A 14,865-nucleotide genomic window follows, 5' to 3' on the forward strand; every position below is an offset into this window, starting at 1 on the left:
CCCCGCGTCGTTGTGACACCAGTGTACGCCATCCGCGGGACAGCTCGCGCACACCCGGTTCTCGGCGGCCCGCGCTCAGTGCGGCAGGTGGCGGTTCGGGGCCTTGGCGCGCTCCTCGTGCTCCGGGAGGACGAGGACCCGCACTCCCCCGGCCGCCAGGAGGCCGCTGCCGTCGGCGCCCGCCACGAAGGTGTCCGGCTCGCGCCAGGCCGTGACCACGCGTCGCACACCCGCGTCGAGGATCAGCCGGGCGCAGGGTGCGGGGCGGGAGGCCCGGCGGGCGCAGGGCTCCAGGCTGCTGTAGACCGTCGCGCCGGCGAGCCTGGGATCGGCCGGGTCGGTCTTCGCCAGGGCCGCCTCCTCGGCGTGCACGAGCGGGTCGCCGCCCTCGCGGGAGTGGCCGCGGGCCAGTTCCGTGCCGTCGGCCGCGACCACCACCGCGCCGACGCTGAACGCCGTGTCCGACGGCGGGCACTGTGCCGCCAGTTCGCAGGCGAGGGCCAGCCAGTGGTGGTCGGCGGCGGTGGGGAGGGAGCCGGTGCCGGGGGCGGTCGGCTCGTAGCGCATGAGGACCACGTCCTCGATCCGCCGGGTCTCCAGCAGCCGGAGCCGGCCGGACTGGTAGCCGCCGGGGCCGAAGAGGCGGGGTGCCTCGGGGTCGCCCACGAAGAGCGGGGCGAGGACCAACTGGAGTTCGTCGGCGAGTCCCTGGGTGAGGAGCTGGGTGTGGATCAGGCCGCCGCCCTCGACCATGAGCCGTCGTACGCCCCGGTCGTCGTGCAGGTGGGTGAGGAGCCGGCGCCAGTCGATGTCGGCGCCGAGCGGGACGACGCCGGTAGCGAGACCGAGGGCACGGGCGCGCTCGGCGCCCTTGTCGGTGGTGTACAGGACCTTCTCGCCGCCGGTGTGCCAGAACCGGGCAGCCGGGTCGAGGTCGCCGGAGCCGCTGACGGTGACCTTGAGGGGGTACTCCGGCCGGCCGGCGGCCGTGCGGGCGGCTCGTCGCCCGGGTGAGTTGACCAGCAGGCGGGGGTTGTCGGCGCGGATGGTGCCGGCGCCGATCAGGATCGCGTCGACGGACGCCCGGACCTCGTCGACCCGGTCGAAGTCGGCCGGGCTGGACAGCAGCAGGCGTTCGGGGCCGGTGTCGTCCAGGTAGCCGTCGAGGGAGACGGCGGCGGACAGCAGGACGTACGGATGGGGCATCGACGCTCCCGGTGGACGACGGGCGACTGGAAATCGGCGGACCGACGGGACGGCCTTGGTTCAAGTTTGAAACAAACCTACACTGGCGGCATGACGACTCGCTGGCTCACCCCCGAGGAGCAACGCGCCTGGCGCGCGTACATCGCCGCCTCCTTGCTCCTGGAGGACGCGATCGACCGGCAGCTCCAGCAGGACGCCGGCATGCCGCACCTGTACTACTCCATCCTGTCCGTCCTGTCGGAGTCCCCGGAGCGGCGGCTGCGCATGACCGATCTCGCCGAGCGGCTGAAGATCACGCGCAGTCGGCTGACGTACGCGGTGACGCGGCTGGAGAAGGACGGCATGGTGCGGCGCGAGGCCTGCAGGTACGACAAGCGGGGCAGCATCGCGGCCCTGACGGACGACGGCTTCGCCGTGCTGGACCGGGCGGCGCCCGGGCATGTCGAGACCGTGCGGAGCTTCCTGTTCGACCGGCTCAGCGCGGAGCAGGTGGGACAGCTGGAGGAGATCTCCAAGGCGATCGCACAGGGGCTCCAGGAGGACGGGACGCGGCCGGCGTCGGACGACGTGCCGTGGCGACGGAGGTCTTCCACGGCCTGTTCGTGACCCACATCACAACGCACTACGATCTCGTTGCTTCAAATTTAAAGCAAGGGTAGGGTTCCGGACGTGGATCTGCTTCAAATCTGAAGCAGACTGCAAGCCGACGGCTGTGCAGCCGAACAGGAACGGAACCCGGAGGCCCCGCATGCCCGACACCCCCGCTGTCATCGCCACCCCGCGCTCCCGCGTCCGGGTCCCGCTGCGCTTCCACGACGGTTACGAGGTCGACGCCGAACTCGTCACCTTCCACGGCCTGGCCGACGGCCAGGAACACGTGGCCGTCGTCCTGGGTGAGCCCGGCCCGGTTCCGCTGGTGCGGCTGCACTCCGAGTGCCTGACCGGGGACGTGTTCGGCTCCGCCCGCTGCGACTGCGGCCCGCAGCTGCGCGAGGCCGTCGAGCGCATAGCCGAGCGCGGCGGCGTGCTGCTCTACCTCCGCCAGGAGGGCCGGGGCATCGGCCTCTACAACAAGCTCGACGCGTACGCCCTCCAGGACGAGGGCCTCGACACCTACGAGGCGAACGCGGCCCTGGGACTGCCGGAGGACGCCCGCGACTACACGGCGGCGGCCCAGATGCTCCGGGCCCTGGGCATCGGCGAGCTGGACCTGCTCTCCAACAACCCCGACAAGGCCGATCAGCTGCGCGACCTGGGCGTGGGCGTCCGCGACCGCGTCCCCACGGGCGTCTTCACCACCGCGCACAACGTCCGGTACCTGCGCGCGAAGGTCCTCCAGACCCAGCACACCCTGCCGCTCGCCGCACTGACGGGGCTCAGCGCCGGCTGAGCCTCCGGCCCGGCCGGGCGCTCGAACGAGGCGGCTTGCCCCTCGGCTCATCGGGTACAGCCTTTGAAAGAGGGCGACCTCGGCAGTACCCGGAGCTTATGGAAAGTGACCGTTTCGTGACCGATCTCGACGGCCCCGGCGACCCCCGGGCGAGGAGACCGGGCGATGGCCCGGAGGCCGTCGCGGCACAGATCGCCGATGCCGTGGAGAGTCTGACGGCCCTGTGGTCGGTCGCCGCCCAGGACGCGTCCCTGCGGCTGTCCCTGCACCAGCTGCGGGCGCTGCGCACCCTGGAGGCGGCACCGGGCCTGAACCTGACGGCCCTGGCGGACCGGCTGGACATCGGCCTCCCCACGGCCAGCCGTCTCTGCGACCGCCTGGCGGCGGCCGGCCTCCTGGAACGCGCCCCGCACCCGGACACCCGCCGCGAGGTACAACTGCGGCTCACCGCGCACGGGCAGCACGTCCTGGGCGACGTCGCCGGCCGCCGGGCGCGGGCCCTGGCCACGGCACTGGCGGCGATGGAACCGGCGGAACGGGTGGCGCTGAGCCGGGGGTTGCGGGGGTTTCTGGCGGCGCGGGATCCCGAGGCCCGTCAGCTCCCCGAGCCATGACGACTCCGGCCGCTGCCGCCCCCGCCCAGCACCGCCACACACGTGTCGTCCCGCACCGGGCGGGCCGCGCTGCCCGCGTCGCGCAGGACCACCGATGCCACCACCGCCGGGTCGCAGCCCAGGAGCAGGGCGTCGTCGGGTGGCGTCCAGCGGCCGGGCAGGCCGTCGCTGTGCAGGACGAGCAGGCTGCCGTCCTGCCACGGCTCCCGCTGCACGGTCACGGACGCCGGGACCTGCGCGCCCACGATGCCGGGCTGGGACAGCATCGCCTTCCAGGTGCCGTCGGTGCGCAGCCGGGCGCCGACGTTGCCGATCCCGGCGAAGTGCAACCGGCCGGACGCGAGGTCCACTTGAGCCACGGCGACGGCCGCGCCCCGGGTGCGGCGCAGCGCCCGGCCCAGATGCCGCAGCATCTCGGCGGGCGGCCGGTCGGCCACGTCGCGCAGCGCCTCCACGGCGGCTCCGGACGCCTCGGCGGCCTTGGGCCCGTGGCCGAGCCCGTCGGCGAGCAGGAGGGTGTGGCGGTCGCCCGCGCAGACCCTGGTCCAGGCGTCGCCGGAGTAGTCGGCCCGGCCGAGGGGGACGTTGACGCCACCTGCGTGCGGCCCCCGAGGGGGCGTCCGATACCGGTCGGCGGGGGGTTCGTGGTCGATCCGGGCCATGGCCACGGTGCCCCGGCCGGGGACGCTGTGCAGGTCGAAGTCGTTCGCTGTGCGCCGGCACGTGCCGAGGCCGGCGCCCAGGGAAGCCGCGGTCGTGTAGCCGTCGCGCATCGCCGCCGCGACGTCCGGGATGCCCGGGCCGTGGTCGAGCGCGATGAGCTGCACGGACGTGCGCCGGTCGTCGGCGGGCGCTCGCTCGACGAGGTTGATGAGGACGTACCCGCCGTCCGCGTGCCGCACCAGGTTGGTCGCCAGCTCCGTCGCCACCAGCGCCGCGGTCGCGATGCGGTGCGGGCCGAGCCCGGCGCACGCGCCGGCCGCCTCGGCCGCGACCCGGACGTCCCGCACCCGGGTCGAGTCGTCGACGGGCACGTCCCACACCCTGCTCATCACAGCCCCGGCCGGGCCGACGGCACGACCGTGGCCCAGGCGGTGACGGTGACGGTGGTCCCCTCACCGGGCCGGCTGTCCACCTCGAACTCCTGGACCAGCCGCTTGGCCCCGCTCAGGCCGAGTCCCAGCCCGCCGCCGCTGGTGTAGCCGTCGGTCATCGCCTGGTCCAGGTCGCGGATGCCGGGCCCGGCGTCGACGAAGGCCAGCCGCAGGCCGGGCGACGGCCCGGTGTGCAGCGGGGTGATCTCCACATGGCCGCCGCCGCCGTGGACGAGGGTGTTGCGGGCCAGCTCGCTGGCGGCGGTGACGAGCTTGGTCTGCTGCACCAGACCGAAACCGAGCTCGGCGGCGGCCTGCCGGACCTGCTGCCGTACCCAGGCCAGGTCGGCGTCCGAGCCGATCGGCAGGCTGGCCGGGGCGGCATGGCGGGAGGCCCGCATCACGGACTCCCCTCGCCCCGCTGGTCACCGGCGGTGAGCAGCTCCATCGCGCGTTCGACGTCCAGGGCCGTACGCAATCCGGGCAGGGTGAGCCCCAGCTCGACCAGGGTGATCGCCACCGCGGGGCGCATCCCGGCCAGCACCGTACGGGCGGCCAGCAGTCCGGCTCCGGCGGCGATCTCCGCGAGGACCCGCCCCAGGAAGGAGTCGACGATGTCCACGCCGGAGATGTCGATGACCACACCGGTCACCCGGGTGTGCGCGATCCGCTCGGTGATGTCCTGCTGGAGCTGCTCGGCCATCCCGTCGTGCAGCTCCCCCTGGAGGGTGACCAGCAGGATGTCGCCCAGCCGGAGGACCGGCACCGTGAAGCCGTGCCCGCCGTAGGGCCCGTTCCCCGAGGGGCCGGTCATCGCGCGTCCGCGTCGGCCGCCCGGACCGGCGCGATCTCGACGCCCTGCCGGCTGAGCGCGTAGGCCAGGGCGTCCGCCAGGCTCGCGCGGGTGAGCACCGTGCCGAGGTCGATGCCCAGCTGGACGATGGTCTGCGCGATCGCGGGCCGGATGCCGGAGACGATGCACTCGGCGCCCATCAGCCGGGCCGCGGCCACCGTCTTCATCAGGTGCTGGGCGACCAGCGAGTCGACCGTGGGCACGCCGGTGATGTCGAGGATGGCGTACCGGGCACGCTCGGCGACGATCGCGTCCAGCAGGCTCTCCATGACCACCTGGCTGCGCGCACTGTCCAGCGTGCCGATCAGCGGTACGGCGACGGTGCTCTCCCAGAGCTTGATCACCGGGGTGGCCACTTCGTGCAGTTGCTCGCGCTGCCGTGCGATCACCTCCTCGCCCGCGCTGACCGTCGTCTCCAGTACGACCAGCCGCAGCGTGCCCATGAGCACGGTGAGGGCCAGCACGCACTCCTGGGCCTCGGGGGCGCCGGGGTCCGGGAACTCGGCGCGCAGCAGCTCGGTGACCGGCTCTCGCAGGGCGGCCACCTCGTCGGCGAGCCCGTCGGCGTCGATCCCCATGCGGGCGCGGGAGGCCGCCATCCGCCCCAACTGGTCGCGCACGGCCTCGAATCCGGGGGCCCGGAGGTCGTCCAGCCGCCCGGCGGCCGCCACCGCGGCCAGCGCCGCCGCCACGGACCTGCCCGCCTCCACCGCCTCGTCGCGGGACACGGTGAAGACCGTGCGGAACAGCGCGGCGTCCGCCCACCGTTGGGCGATCTGTTCCCGGCGCTGTTCGAGAAAGGCACTCACCTGCTGTGCGGGCGGCTCTTGTTCCGCGTTCTCTTCCGACACCGACACTTGCATCGCTCCCTTGCACAGGCCGGACCGAGGTCGCCCTGCGAAACCAGCCATTACTTGCCGTATGACAAACATTAGGCCCGGCGTACGGCTCCACCAAACAGCCGCTCACCCACACCCCCTGACCTCCGCCTTCCCTGGCCCCTCCCGCCCACGCCAGTCCAGGCACACCACCAGGGCGTCGTCGTCCGGGACGGGTCCGCCGCGGTGGCCGGACAGTTCGCGCAGCACGGCCCGGGGCACCTCGGCGGCCGGGAGCAGCCGGGTCGACTGGATCGCCCGGGCCAGGGCGTCGTCCCCGTACGCCTCTCCGCCCGGGGAGGCGACGCCGTACACCCCGTCGCTGACGAAGACCAGCCGGTCACCGGACTCGACCGTGAACTCCTGGGCCACGTAGTCGGTCTCCTCGAACATTCCCAGCGGCAGCTGGGCGTCGAAGGGCACCGGCTCCACCGCGCCCCGGCGCAGCCGCAGCAGCCGCGGGGAACCGGCGTCCACCGCCCGGACCCGCCCGGTGGCCAGCTCGATGTCCAGCATGAGCACGGACAGGTAGCAGCGACCCCGGTAGTGGGCGTACACCGCCTGGTCGGCCAGGGCCGCCTGGTCGGCGATGGGGAGACCGGCCCGGCGCGCGTTGCGCAGGGCGTTGATCGCCAGGTTCGTCAGCAGGGAGGCCTCTATGCCCTCGCCCATGCCGTTGGTGACGTAGAGGCTGAGCCGGTCGGCCGTGGCGGACCAGTCGAAGTTGTCGCCGAAGACCGCGTACGCCGGTTCCAGCTGGGCGCCCAGCTCGTACTCGGGGCGGACGCAGGAGCGGCCCGGCAGCAACTGCCACTGCATCTCGGCGGCCAGCGTGAGCCGGTCCCTGCGGCGCGCCTGGAGGTACAGGTCGGTGTCCCGCTCGGCCACGACGACCTCGTGCCCGAGCACCTCGGCGATCTCGGCCAGTTCGCCGAGGCAGCCGCCGGCGTGCTCGCCGCCCGGCAGGGTCACCGTCAGCACGCCGAGGCGGTCGCCGCGCACGGTGACCGGCAGGTGCACGCGTACGACGTCACCCGGCAGGGTTTCCACGTACGGCTCCTGCGCGCCGAAGGCCCGGCCCGCCGGGCTGTTGGCCACGGACACCGGCTGAAGGGTGTGCGGCAGCACGGACACCGGCTGAAGCACCGTCAGTCCGTAGTCGGCCAGGTACAGCTCGACGGAGTCCGCCGCGTACTGATCGGTCAGTACACGACGGACCGCGTCCAGCAGTTGATGGGGCGCCGCCGTGCGCAGGGCGCGCTCGGCGGTCACGAATCTGTTCACGATCGTCGTCACGATGTCGAAGCCCAATCCTTGATCCCTCGGTCGGACATCTCTTCGGACCTCTGCGGGGCCCTCGGGCAAGGCTCTCGGTGTGCGGGCCGGTGTCGGCCCCGGGTCGCGGCTCGCCTAGTACGCTGACGGCCATCCCGGTGCCTGCGAGAGTGTGACTGTGACTTCCCTCCGACCCCGCCCTGAGCCAGCAGAGGTCGCACGTGTGACCTCCACGGCCGCGGAGTTGCTGGAAGTCCTCTGGGGCCGTGCCTCCACCGCACCCGCCTCGGCGTCCCAGCTGCGCGTGCTGCTCATCCTGGAGCACCACGAGGGCATCAACCTGCGCACCCTCGCCGACTCCCTCGCCTCCACCCCGCCCTCGACCAGCCGGCTGTGCGACCGGCTCCAGGCCGCGGGGTTCGTCGAACGCGCGGTGAGCGCGGCGGACCGGCGCGAGGTACAGCTGCACCTCAGCGGGCGGGGCCGCGCCTTCCTGGCCGACCTGCGCATCCGCCGGGAACAGACGCTGCGCGCCGTGCTCGACCAGATGCCCGCCGCCAAGCGGGTCGCGCTGCTGCAAGGGCTGGAGGCGTTCTGCGACGCGGCCGCGGCCCAGATACACGACGCCTCCGACGACTCGTCGGCGCCCGGCACCCGCACCGCCTGAACTGCCCGTCGTGGCACCGGGACGAACATTCCGGATCCTCCCCCGCGCCCGCACGGCACGGCTAGATTGTTGTCTCACGACTATAGTTGCCGAACGACAACTGTCCGCTCCACGAGTCCCGCTGCCGAGTCCTCCGCACCGCACCGCCCCGCCCTCCTGCCCGTACCGTGAGCCGACCGTGCGGGTACCCCGTCACCGCCCCGACCTGCGCCGACTGTGGTCAACGTCTCGACGGGGAGGACACGGGGCATGAGCCGGGCGACTGCGGGTAGCGGCCTGGAGGTGGCCTGACGGGGGACGGGAGCGGGCCGGAACTACGAGGGAGGGCCCGTGACGGCGACCACGCGCATCGGTACGACGACGGATTCCGGCACCGACACCGGCGAGGAGCTGCCGCAGATCGCCGAGCCGCACAAGCTCGCCCCGCAGGACGCGCGCGATCTGACCGGACAGTTCCTCGACCGGCTCGCCGTGCTGGAGGAGGGCACTCCCGAATACCAGTACGCGCGCAACACGCTCATCGAGATGAACATGTCGCTGGTGCGGTTCGCGGCCCGCCGGTTCCGTGCGAGCGGCCAGTCGATGGAGGACATCGTCCAGGTCGGCGTCATCGGGCTGATCAAGGCCATCGACCGGTTCGAGGTCTCCCGCGAGGTCCAGTTCACCAGCTTCGCGGTGCCGTACATCATCGGCGAGATCAAGCGGTTCTTCCGCGACACGTCCTGGGCCGTGCACGTGCCGCGCCGCCTTCAGGAGGCCCGTACGGAACTCGCCAAGGCCACCGAGGAACTGGCCTCCCGCCTCGGCCGCGCGCCGAAGGTCGCGGAGCTGGCGGCGCTCATGAACCTCTCGGAGGAGGAGGTCGTCGAGGCCCAGGTCGCGGCGAACGGCTACCTCTCCTCGTCCCTGGACGCCGCGGTCACCGGCGACTCGGAGGACAGCGACACCGCGCTCTCCGAGTTCATCGGCGAGGAGGACCCGGCCCTCGAACTCGTCGAGGACTTCCACGCGCTGGCTCCCCTGGTCGCCGAACTCGACGAGCGCCAGCGCCTCATCCTCCACCTCCGCTTCGTCGAGGAACTCACCCAGGCGGACATCGGCAAGCGCCTGGGCATCTCCCAGATGCACGTCTCCCGCCTGATCTCCCGGACGGTGGCCCGCCTGCGGTCGGGGATGCTGGCGACGGGCTGAGGCCCACACACGCCCGCTCACGCACGCACGCATCCGGAAACGACGAAGCGCCCCGACCGGCTCTGACCGGTCGGGGCGCTTCGCAGCAAGTCGAAGGCCGTGTCCTCCGCCCGCTGCCGGTAGGCCCTGTGGGACTCGAACCCACAACCAATGGATTAAAAGTCCACTGCTCTGCCAATTGAGCTAAGGGCCCAGGCGATGTTGCCCCCACGAGCATAGCCGGACGAGGCCGAGTCTCCGATCGGGTATCGGTCACCGGCCGCGCCGGAGGGGGAACTGACCCCGTGACGGCCGCGGATCCACCCCTGCGGGACGGGAACGGCAGAGCGCCGTGGCCCGCCCGCAGGAGGGATCCACGGCGCTCGTCACGCGTCTGTGTCAGCCGTTGCGCTTCCAGCGCGGCTTGTCCTCGCGGCGACCGAAGGAACCGCCGCCACGGTGGTCGTCACGACGGCCGTTCGGACGGTCGTGGCCGCCGGCGCGGTAGCCCGGACGGTCGTCCCGGCGGTCGCGGTTGAACGGACGGTCGCTGCCACGGTGCCCACCGCGCTCGTCCCGGCGGAAGCCGCCACGGTCGTCACGGCGCTCGAACGGACGCCCGCCGCGGTCGTCACGACGCTCGAACGGACGGCCGCCACGGTCGTCACGACGCTCGAAGGAACGACCACCCCGGTCGTCGCGCCGGAAGCCGCCGCGCTCACCCCGGTCGCCCCGGTCAGCCCGGTCGTCCCGGCGGAAACCGCCACGGTCGTCACGACGCTCGAACGAACGGCCACCACGGTCGCGGTCCCGGTCGCGGTTGAACCCGCCGCGGTCGTCACGACGCTCGAACGGACGGCCGCCACGGTCGTCACGACGCTCGAAGGAACGACCACCACGGTCCCGGTCGAAGGACCGGTCCCGGTCACGGCTGAACCCGCCGCGGTCGTCACGACGCTCCCGCCGCTCGTACGGCGCGGTGGCAGCCTCGGCACGCTCGACGTCCTGCGCGGTCCGCTGCTCGGGCACGGACACCTCGACGCCGGCCGGAACCTCCGCGGACTCCCCGGACACCGCCGCCTGCGGCTCCTCGCCCCGCTCGCGAGCGACCCGCGCGAGCAGCCGGTCGGACTCCTCGCGCAACTCGTTCGCACGCCGCTGCGCCCGCTCCAGCTCCTTGGCGAGCTGGGCGACCTCACGCTCGGCCTGCTGAGCGGCGTTGCCCACGGACTCGGCCTGGACCTCGGTCATCGACCGGGCACCGGTGATCTCGGCGACCTCCGGGTCGAAGGCCGCGCCGCCCTGGATGATGTGGCGCGTGGCGTCGACGCCCGCGTCCTCCATCAGCCGGAAGATCTGACGCCGCTGGTGCGGCAGGGAGAGGGAGACGACGGTGCCGGTACGGCCCGCGCGCGCCGTACGGCCGGCGCGGTGCAGGTAGTCCTTGTGGTCGCCCGCCGGGTCCACGTTCAGCACCAGGTCGATGCCGTCGACGTGGATACCGCGCGCCGCCACGTCGGTCGCGACGAGCACGTTGACGTACCCGTCCTTGAAGTCGGCCAGGGTCCGCGTCCGCGCGCCCTGCGTCATGCCGCCGTGCAGCGCGTCGGCCTTCACCCCGGAGTCGCGCAGCTGCTCGGCGACGCGGTCGGCGCCCAGCTGGGTGCGGACGAAGATGATCGTGCGGCCCTTGCGGGACGCGATGGCCGCGGTGACCGGCGCCTTGTCCTTGGGCTTCACGATGAGGATGTGGTGCGACATGGTCGTCACGGCGCCCTGGGCGGCGTCGACCTCGTGGCTCACCGGGTTGTTCAGGTACCGGTCGACGAGGGTCTTGATCTCGTTCTCCATGGTCGCGGAGAAGAGCATCCGCTGACCGCCCGCGGGGACCTGGTCCAGCAGCTCCGTCACCTCGGGCATGAAGCCCAGGTCGGACATCTGGTCGGCCTCGTCGAGAACGGCGATCTGCACGTTCTCCAGCGAGCAGGCGCCGCGGTTGATGATGTCGCGCAGCCGGCCCGGGGTGGCGACCAGGACGTCGACGCCCTTCTCCAGGGCGTAGATCTGGTTGCCCATGGACGTACCGCCGCAGACGACCTTCATCTTGAGGCCGAGGACGTCGCCGTAGGGCTGGAGCGCGTCGGCGACCTGCATGGCGAGCTCACGCGTCGGCGTGAGGATGACGGCCCGCGGCTTGTGCTTCTCGGTACGGCCGCCGGCGAGCTGGGCCAGGGCGGGCAGACCGAACGACAGGGTCTTGCCGGAGCCGGTGCGGCCCCGGCCGAGGATGTCCTTGCCGTCCAGGGCGTCCGGGATGGTCGCGGCCTGGATCGGGAAGGGGGTGGTCACGCCGTTCTGTGCGAGCTTGCGGACGACGCCCTCGGGGAGACCGAGGTCGGCGAAAGTGACCTCGGGGGCGTCCTCGGTTGCCTCGTTCTCGGGCACGACGACGTGATCAGTACTGGCGATGGACATGCGAATGCGAAACCTTCCGGAGTCTCGTCGGCACGCGCCCGTCAACTCCGTGATTCGCGATTCGCAATACGACCGCCTCAATGCGGTCCACCACGGCAAGGGAGAGAGTACGCGCCACACGGCGCGCTCTGCAGTGGCGCCGGGCAAGATGGGATCAAACGATCTGCCACCATACGCACTCCGGGCCCCACAAGGCAAACCGGACTCCGCAGGAGACAGTTGGGACGCCCTCCGTGACCCAGTGGCCCGGAGAACCTCCCGTCGGTGCCAACCAGCCACCCCCCGAGATTGTTCCCGCCCGACGGCACTCACCGCGCGGCTACGCCGGCGCCCCCGCCTCGGGTGCCGGCTCCCGCTGGGCGAGCTGCGGCCCGGGCGGCTCGTGCGCCGACGACGACGGCTCCGGCTTGTCCGTGGGCTCCGGCGACGCCGTCACCTCGGTCGGGGTCGGCGTGGGCTCGGGTTCGGCCGTCCGGGTGGGCGTCGGCGGAGCCGGCGGCTTCGGCGTCGGCTTGGCCGGCTTCCCCGGCTTGGCGCGCCCCGGCGCGGGCGCGCTCACCACGGCGGACGGCGACACCCCGGGAGACGCCGACTCCCCCGGCCCGCCGTCCTTGCCCTTCTTCCCCTTCTCGCCCTTGCCGTGCCCGCGCTCGCCGTCGGCCGCCGCCGCACCGAACCCGGTACCGCCGCCCGACGCCGCCGACCCGCCGTCGGGCGCCTCCCCGCCGCGCTGTCCGGCGGAGTGCGACGGCTTGGCGCTCCCTCCCGCGCCGTCGTCGCCGACGCTCATACAGCCGGCGGCGGCGGCGACGGCCACGACCGTGGCGGCCAGGCGGACGGGTACGTACAAGGGGCGCACGGGGCCACCTCCGGGAAGGGTGATGGAGTCAACACCTCCAACTCCCGCCGCCCACAAGAGGACACGCGCCCCGCATTCACAACCCGCTCAGCCGTAACCCAGGGCGTGAAGGCGCGCGTCGTCGATGCCGAAGTGGTGCGCGATCTCGTGCACCACCGTGATCTCCGTCTCGGCGACGACGTCCTCCCGCGACTCGCACATCCGCAACGTCGGATTCCGGTAGATGGTGATCCGGTCCGGCAGCACACCGGCGTACCACTCGCCCCGGTCGGTCAGCGGAGTCCCCTCGTACAGCCCGAGCAGCTCGGGATCGTCCGACGGCGGTTCGTCCTCGACGAACACCGCGACGTTGTCCATCAGTCGCGTCAACTCCGGCGGGATCCGGTCGAGCGCCTCGGCGACCAGCTCCTCGAACTCCTCACGCGTCATCTCCAGCACAGGCCCATTGTCGGCCACGACACAGCAGTACGAGAGCCTTCCGGCGTCGCATATCCGGCCCGGGACTTGGGCATACGGGACCAATGGCCCGCGTCCCCGCCGCAGTCCTGAGTGTCCTGAACCCGATCCGCAAGGGCCCGCGCGCCCTCGCCCGCCGCTACCGCTCCCGCCAGGCCCCGGCCACGATCGAACTCGTGCCGCAGCCGCACCCGTGGTCCCGTGCGGTGGGACTGGTGGCCGTGGTCCTCCTCGGCGCCTGGCTGGGCCTGCTGGTCGTGGGCAATGTCCGGGTCCCGGTCGGCCCCATGAACACCACCATGACGCTGCGCCCCTCCTTCACCGGCGGCACCAAGATCAACATCTCGCCGCTGGGCGCCCTGCAGCTGGACAGCCACATCGCCCCCGTCCGTCTGGACGTGAACGTCGACCAGCTCGACCCGGTCCGCTCCCAGGCCCTGGTCGACCACCCCGAGCGGCTCTCCGGCCTCCAGGACGAGGTCACCGAGGACGTCGGACGCGGCACCCTCGACCTGGCCGTACGGTCATCCGTCGCCGTCGTCGGCGGCGCCACCGCGCTCGGCCTCGCGGTCTACCGCCGCCCCCGCCGCGCCCTGGCCGCCGGCGGCCTCGCGCTCACCCTCCTCGCCGCCTCCGGCGGCACGGCGTACGCCACCTGGCGCCCCGACTCCGTCCTGGAACCCAAGTTCTCCGGACTGCTCACCTCGGCCCCCTCCCTGGTCGGCAACGCGCGCAGCATCGTCACCGAATTCGACGTCTACCAGAAGGAATTGGCCCGCCTGGTCACCAACGTCACCAAGCTCTACGACGCCACCTCGACCCTCCCGGCCTACGCGCCCGACCCCTCGACCATCCGGGTCCTGCACGTCTCCGACATCCACCTGAACCCGGCGAGCTGGAAGATCATCGCCTCGCTGGTGGAGCAGTACAAGGTGGACGTGATCGTCGACTCGGGCGACACGATGGACCACGGCACGGCCGCCGAGAACGGCTTCCTGGACCCCATCGAGGACCTCGGGGCCCCCTACGTCTGGGTCCGCGGCAACCACGACTCGATGATCACGCAGCGCTATCTGGAGGGCCTGAAGAACGTCCACGTCCTGGACGACGGCCGGGCCAAGACGATCAAGGGTCTGCGCTTCGCGGGCATCGGCGACCCGCAGTTCACCCCGGACCGCTCGAAGCAGCCCGGCGCCGAGCAGTCCCAGGAGCTGGCCGGCGCCCGCCTGGCCACGGCCCTGCGCGACCAGCGCACCGCCGGCACCCCGGTGGACGTCGCCATCGCCCACGAACCGTCGGCGGCCCGCGAGGTCGACGGCGAGGTGCCGCTGGTGCTGGCCGGCCACCTCCACCACGACGAGATGGAAGTCCTGAAGTACGGCACCCGGCTGCGCATCGAGGGCTCCACGGGCGGCAGCGGCCTGCGTGCCATCGAGGGCAAGCACCCGGACCCCATCGAAGCGTCGATCCTCTACTTCGACCGGAACACCCGCCACCTCCAGGCCTGGGACGAGATCGAACTGGGCGGCCTGGGCCTCACGACAGCCGAGGTCAGTCGCCACCTCCCGGAGGAGAACCAGCCCGGCGCGACACAGTCCCCGACCACCCCCGCGACGGAGCCGCCGACGGGGTCCCCCGCCGGCTCCCCCTAAACCGTTTTGGCGATAGCTCCCGCCATCCCATATGCTTCTCACGTCCCCGACGCGCTGAGAAGCGCCCAGGCGGGCCGATAGCCCTCATCGTCTAGCGGCCTAGGACGCCGCCCTTTCAAGGCGGTAGCACGGGTTCGAATCCCGTTGGGGGCACGCACCACCCTGTGCGACACTGTCGTACGACACGCTTGGTCCTGTGGAGCAGTTTGGAGTGCTCGCCACCCTGTCAAGGTGGAGGCCGCGGGTTCAAATCCCGTCAGGACCGCTGAGGTTTCA

At 72.4% G+C, this 14,865-nt stretch carries 15 protein-coding genes and 3 tRNA genes; 8 read left to right on the forward strand and 10 right to left on the reverse strand.

Annotation, left to right across the window (positions count from 1 at the left end):
• Positions 1-75: 75 nt before the first annotated feature.
• Complete coding sequence (locus GTY47_RS26810; RefSeq protein ID WP_010044970.1) at positions 76-1,206, reverse strand: dihydrofolate reductase family protein; 1,131 nt, start codon at positions 1,204-1,206, stop codon at positions 76-78.
• 90 nt (positions 1,207-1,296) lie between these two features.
• Here GTY47_RS26810 and GTY47_RS26815 point away from each other — a divergent pair, with 90 nt between their 5' ends.
• The 3 genes from GTY47_RS26815 (at position 1,297) to GTY47_RS26825 (ending at position 3,210) form a co-directional block, all read left to right on the forward strand.
• Positions 1,297-1,812, forward strand: a complete 516-nt coding sequence (locus GTY47_RS26815; protein WP_010044972.1) for a MarR family transcriptional regulator — start codon at positions 1,297-1,299, stop codon at positions 1,810-1,812.
• 142 nt (positions 1,813-1,954) lie between these two features.
• Positions 1,955-2,596, forward strand: coding sequence for a GTP cyclohydrolase II (ribA, locus tag GTY47_RS26820; protein WP_010044973.1), 642 nt, complete (start codon positions 1,955-1,957; stop codon positions 2,594-2,596).
• Positions 2,597-2,712: 116 nt separating this feature from the next.
• The gene (locus GTY47_RS26825) at positions 2,713-3,210 is read left to right on the forward strand and encodes a MarR family transcriptional regulator (RefSeq protein ID WP_029181533.1); all 498 of its coding nucleotides are present in this window, start codon (positions 2,713-2,715) and stop codon (positions 3,208-3,210) included.
• Here the strand turns inward: GTY47_RS26825 and GTY47_RS26830 are convergent.
• The 5 genes from GTY47_RS26830 to GTY47_RS26850 all read right to left on the reverse strand — a co-directional run bounded on the left by GTY47_RS26830 (position 3,192) and on the right by GTY47_RS26850 (position 7,307).
• A complete protein-coding gene (locus GTY47_RS26830; protein ID WP_040903850.1) occupies positions 3,192-4,262 on the reverse strand; it encodes an ATP-binding SpoIIE family protein phosphatase in 1,071 nt (356 codons plus the stop codon). The two genes, GTY47_RS26825 and GTY47_RS26830, sit on opposite strands and share 19 nt — an antisense overlap.
• The gene (locus GTY47_RS26835) at positions 4,262-4,705 is read right to left on the reverse strand and encodes an anti-sigma regulatory factor (RefSeq protein ID WP_010044976.1); all 444 of its coding nucleotides are present in this window, start codon (positions 4,703-4,705) and stop codon (positions 4,262-4,264) included. The genes GTY47_RS26830 and GTY47_RS26835 overlap by 1 nt, the downstream gene beginning before the upstream one ends.
• Positions 4,705-5,118 carry an STAS domain-containing protein gene (locus tag GTY47_RS26840; RefSeq protein WP_010044979.1) on the reverse strand — a complete coding sequence of 138 codons (414 nt, stop codon included), beginning with the start codon at positions 5,116-5,118 and terminating at the stop codon, positions 4,705-4,707. Before GTY47_RS26840 ends, GTY47_RS26835 begins: the two co-directional genes overlap by 1 nt.
• Positions 5,115-6,020 (reverse strand): STAS domain-containing protein, encoded by a 906-nt coding sequence (locus GTY47_RS26845; RefSeq protein ID WP_040903852.1) that lies wholly within the window; start codon positions 6,018-6,020, stop codon positions 5,115-5,117. Before GTY47_RS26845 ends, GTY47_RS26840 begins: the two co-directional genes overlap by 4 nt.
• Before the next feature lie 102 nt (positions 6,021-6,122).
• Entirely contained in the window at positions 6,123-7,307 is a 1,185-nt protein-coding gene (locus GTY47_RS26850; protein ID WP_173937395.1) for a PP2C family protein-serine/threonine phosphatase, read from the reverse strand.
• A 175-nt stretch (positions 7,308-7,482) separates the two neighbouring features.
• Here GTY47_RS26850 and GTY47_RS26855 point away from each other — a divergent pair, with 175 nt between their 5' ends.
• Positions 7,483-7,977, forward strand: coding sequence for a MarR family transcriptional regulator (locus GTY47_RS26855; RefSeq protein WP_086012571.1), 495 nt, complete (start codon positions 7,483-7,485; stop codon positions 7,975-7,977).
• 330 nt (positions 7,978-8,307) lie between these two features.
• Positions 8,308-9,168, forward strand: a complete 861-nt coding sequence (locus GTY47_RS26860) for an RNA polymerase sigma factor SigF (RefSeq protein ID WP_010044987.1) — start codon at positions 8,308-8,310, stop codon at positions 9,166-9,168.
• A 120-nt stretch (positions 9,169-9,288) separates the two neighbouring features.
• Here GTY47_RS26860 and GTY47_RS26865 read toward each other — a convergent pair.
• From GTY47_RS26865 to GTY47_RS26880, 4 genes are all read right to left on the reverse strand, one after another.
• Positions 9,289-9,361: transfer RNA gene (locus GTY47_RS26865), tRNA-Lys, on the reverse strand.
• Between the two features lie 185 nt (positions 9,362-9,546).
• Complete coding sequence (locus GTY47_RS26870; protein WP_010044990.1) at positions 9,547-11,622, reverse strand: DEAD/DEAH box helicase; 2,076 nt, start codon at positions 11,620-11,622, stop codon at positions 9,547-9,549.
• Positions 11,623-11,941: 319 nt separating this feature from the next.
• Entirely contained in the window at positions 11,942-12,481 is a 540-nt protein-coding gene (locus GTY47_RS26875) for a hypothetical protein (RefSeq protein ID WP_010044992.1), read from the reverse strand.
• Between the two features lie 87 nt (positions 12,482-12,568).
• Positions 12,569-12,919 (reverse strand): metallopeptidase family protein, encoded by a 351-nt coding sequence (locus GTY47_RS26880; RefSeq protein WP_010044994.1) that lies wholly within the window; start codon positions 12,917-12,919, stop codon positions 12,569-12,571.
• An 83-nt stretch (positions 12,920-13,002) separates the two neighbouring features.
• Between GTY47_RS26880 and GTY47_RS26885 the strand changes: the two genes are divergently transcribed.
• The 3 genes from GTY47_RS26885 (at position 13,003) to GTY47_RS26895 (ending at position 14,854) form a co-directional block, all read left to right on the forward strand.
• On the forward strand, positions 13,003-14,589 hold the full coding sequence (locus GTY47_RS26885; protein WP_010044995.1) for a metallophosphoesterase: 1,587 nt from the start codon (positions 13,003-13,005) through the stop codon (positions 14,587-14,589).
• An 80-nt stretch (positions 14,590-14,669) separates the two neighbouring features.
• Positions 14,670-14,742, forward strand: a tRNA-Glu gene (locus GTY47_RS26890).
• A 37-nt stretch (positions 14,743-14,779) separates the two neighbouring features.
• Positions 14,780-14,854: transfer RNA gene (locus GTY47_RS26895), tRNA-Asp, on the forward strand.
• Positions 14,855-14,865: the final 11 nt, after the last annotated feature.

This window comes from Streptomyces sp. SID5464 (assembly GCF_009862985.1).
Taxonomy (GTDB): Bacteria; Actinomycetota; Actinomycetes; order Streptomycetales; family Streptomycetaceae; genus Streptomyces; species Streptomyces chartreusis_D.

Bases quoted from the DNA above. Each gene is read 5' to 3' on its own strand.
- GTY47_RS26810 (WP_010044970.1), bottom strand. From the start codon at position 1,206: ATGCCCCATCCGTACGTCCTGCTGTCCGCCGCCGTCTCCCTCGACGGC.
- GTY47_RS26815 (WP_010044972.1), top strand. From the start codon at position 1,297: ATGACGACTCGCTGGCTCACCCCCGAGGAGCAACGCGCCTGGCGCGCG.
- ribA (WP_010044973.1), top strand. From the start codon at position 1,955: ATGCCCGACACCCCCGCTGTCATCGCCACCCCGCGCTCCCGCGTCCGG.
- GTY47_RS26830 (WP_040903850.1), bottom strand. From the start codon at position 4,262: ATGAGCAGGGTGTGGGACGTGCCCGTCGACGACTCGACCCGGGTGCGG.
- GTY47_RS26835 (WP_010044976.1), bottom strand. From the start codon at position 4,705: ATGCGGGCCTCCCGCCATGCCGCCCCGGCCAGCCTGCCGATCGGCTCG.
- GTY47_RS26840 (WP_010044979.1), bottom strand. From the start codon at position 5,118: ATGACCGGCCCCTCGGGGAACGGGCCCTACGGCGGGCACGGCTTCACG.
- GTY47_RS26845 (WP_040903852.1), bottom strand. From the start codon at position 6,020: ATGCAAGTGTCGGTGTCGGAAGAGAACGCGGAACAAGAGCCGCCCGCA.
- GTY47_RS26870 (WP_010044990.1), bottom strand. From the start codon at position 11,622: ATGTCCATCGCCAGTACTGATCACGTCGTCGTGCCCGAGAACGAGGCA.
- GTY47_RS26885 (WP_010044995.1), top strand. From the start codon at position 13,003: ATGGCCCGCGTCCCCGCCGCAGTCCTGAGTGTCCTGAACCCGATCCGC.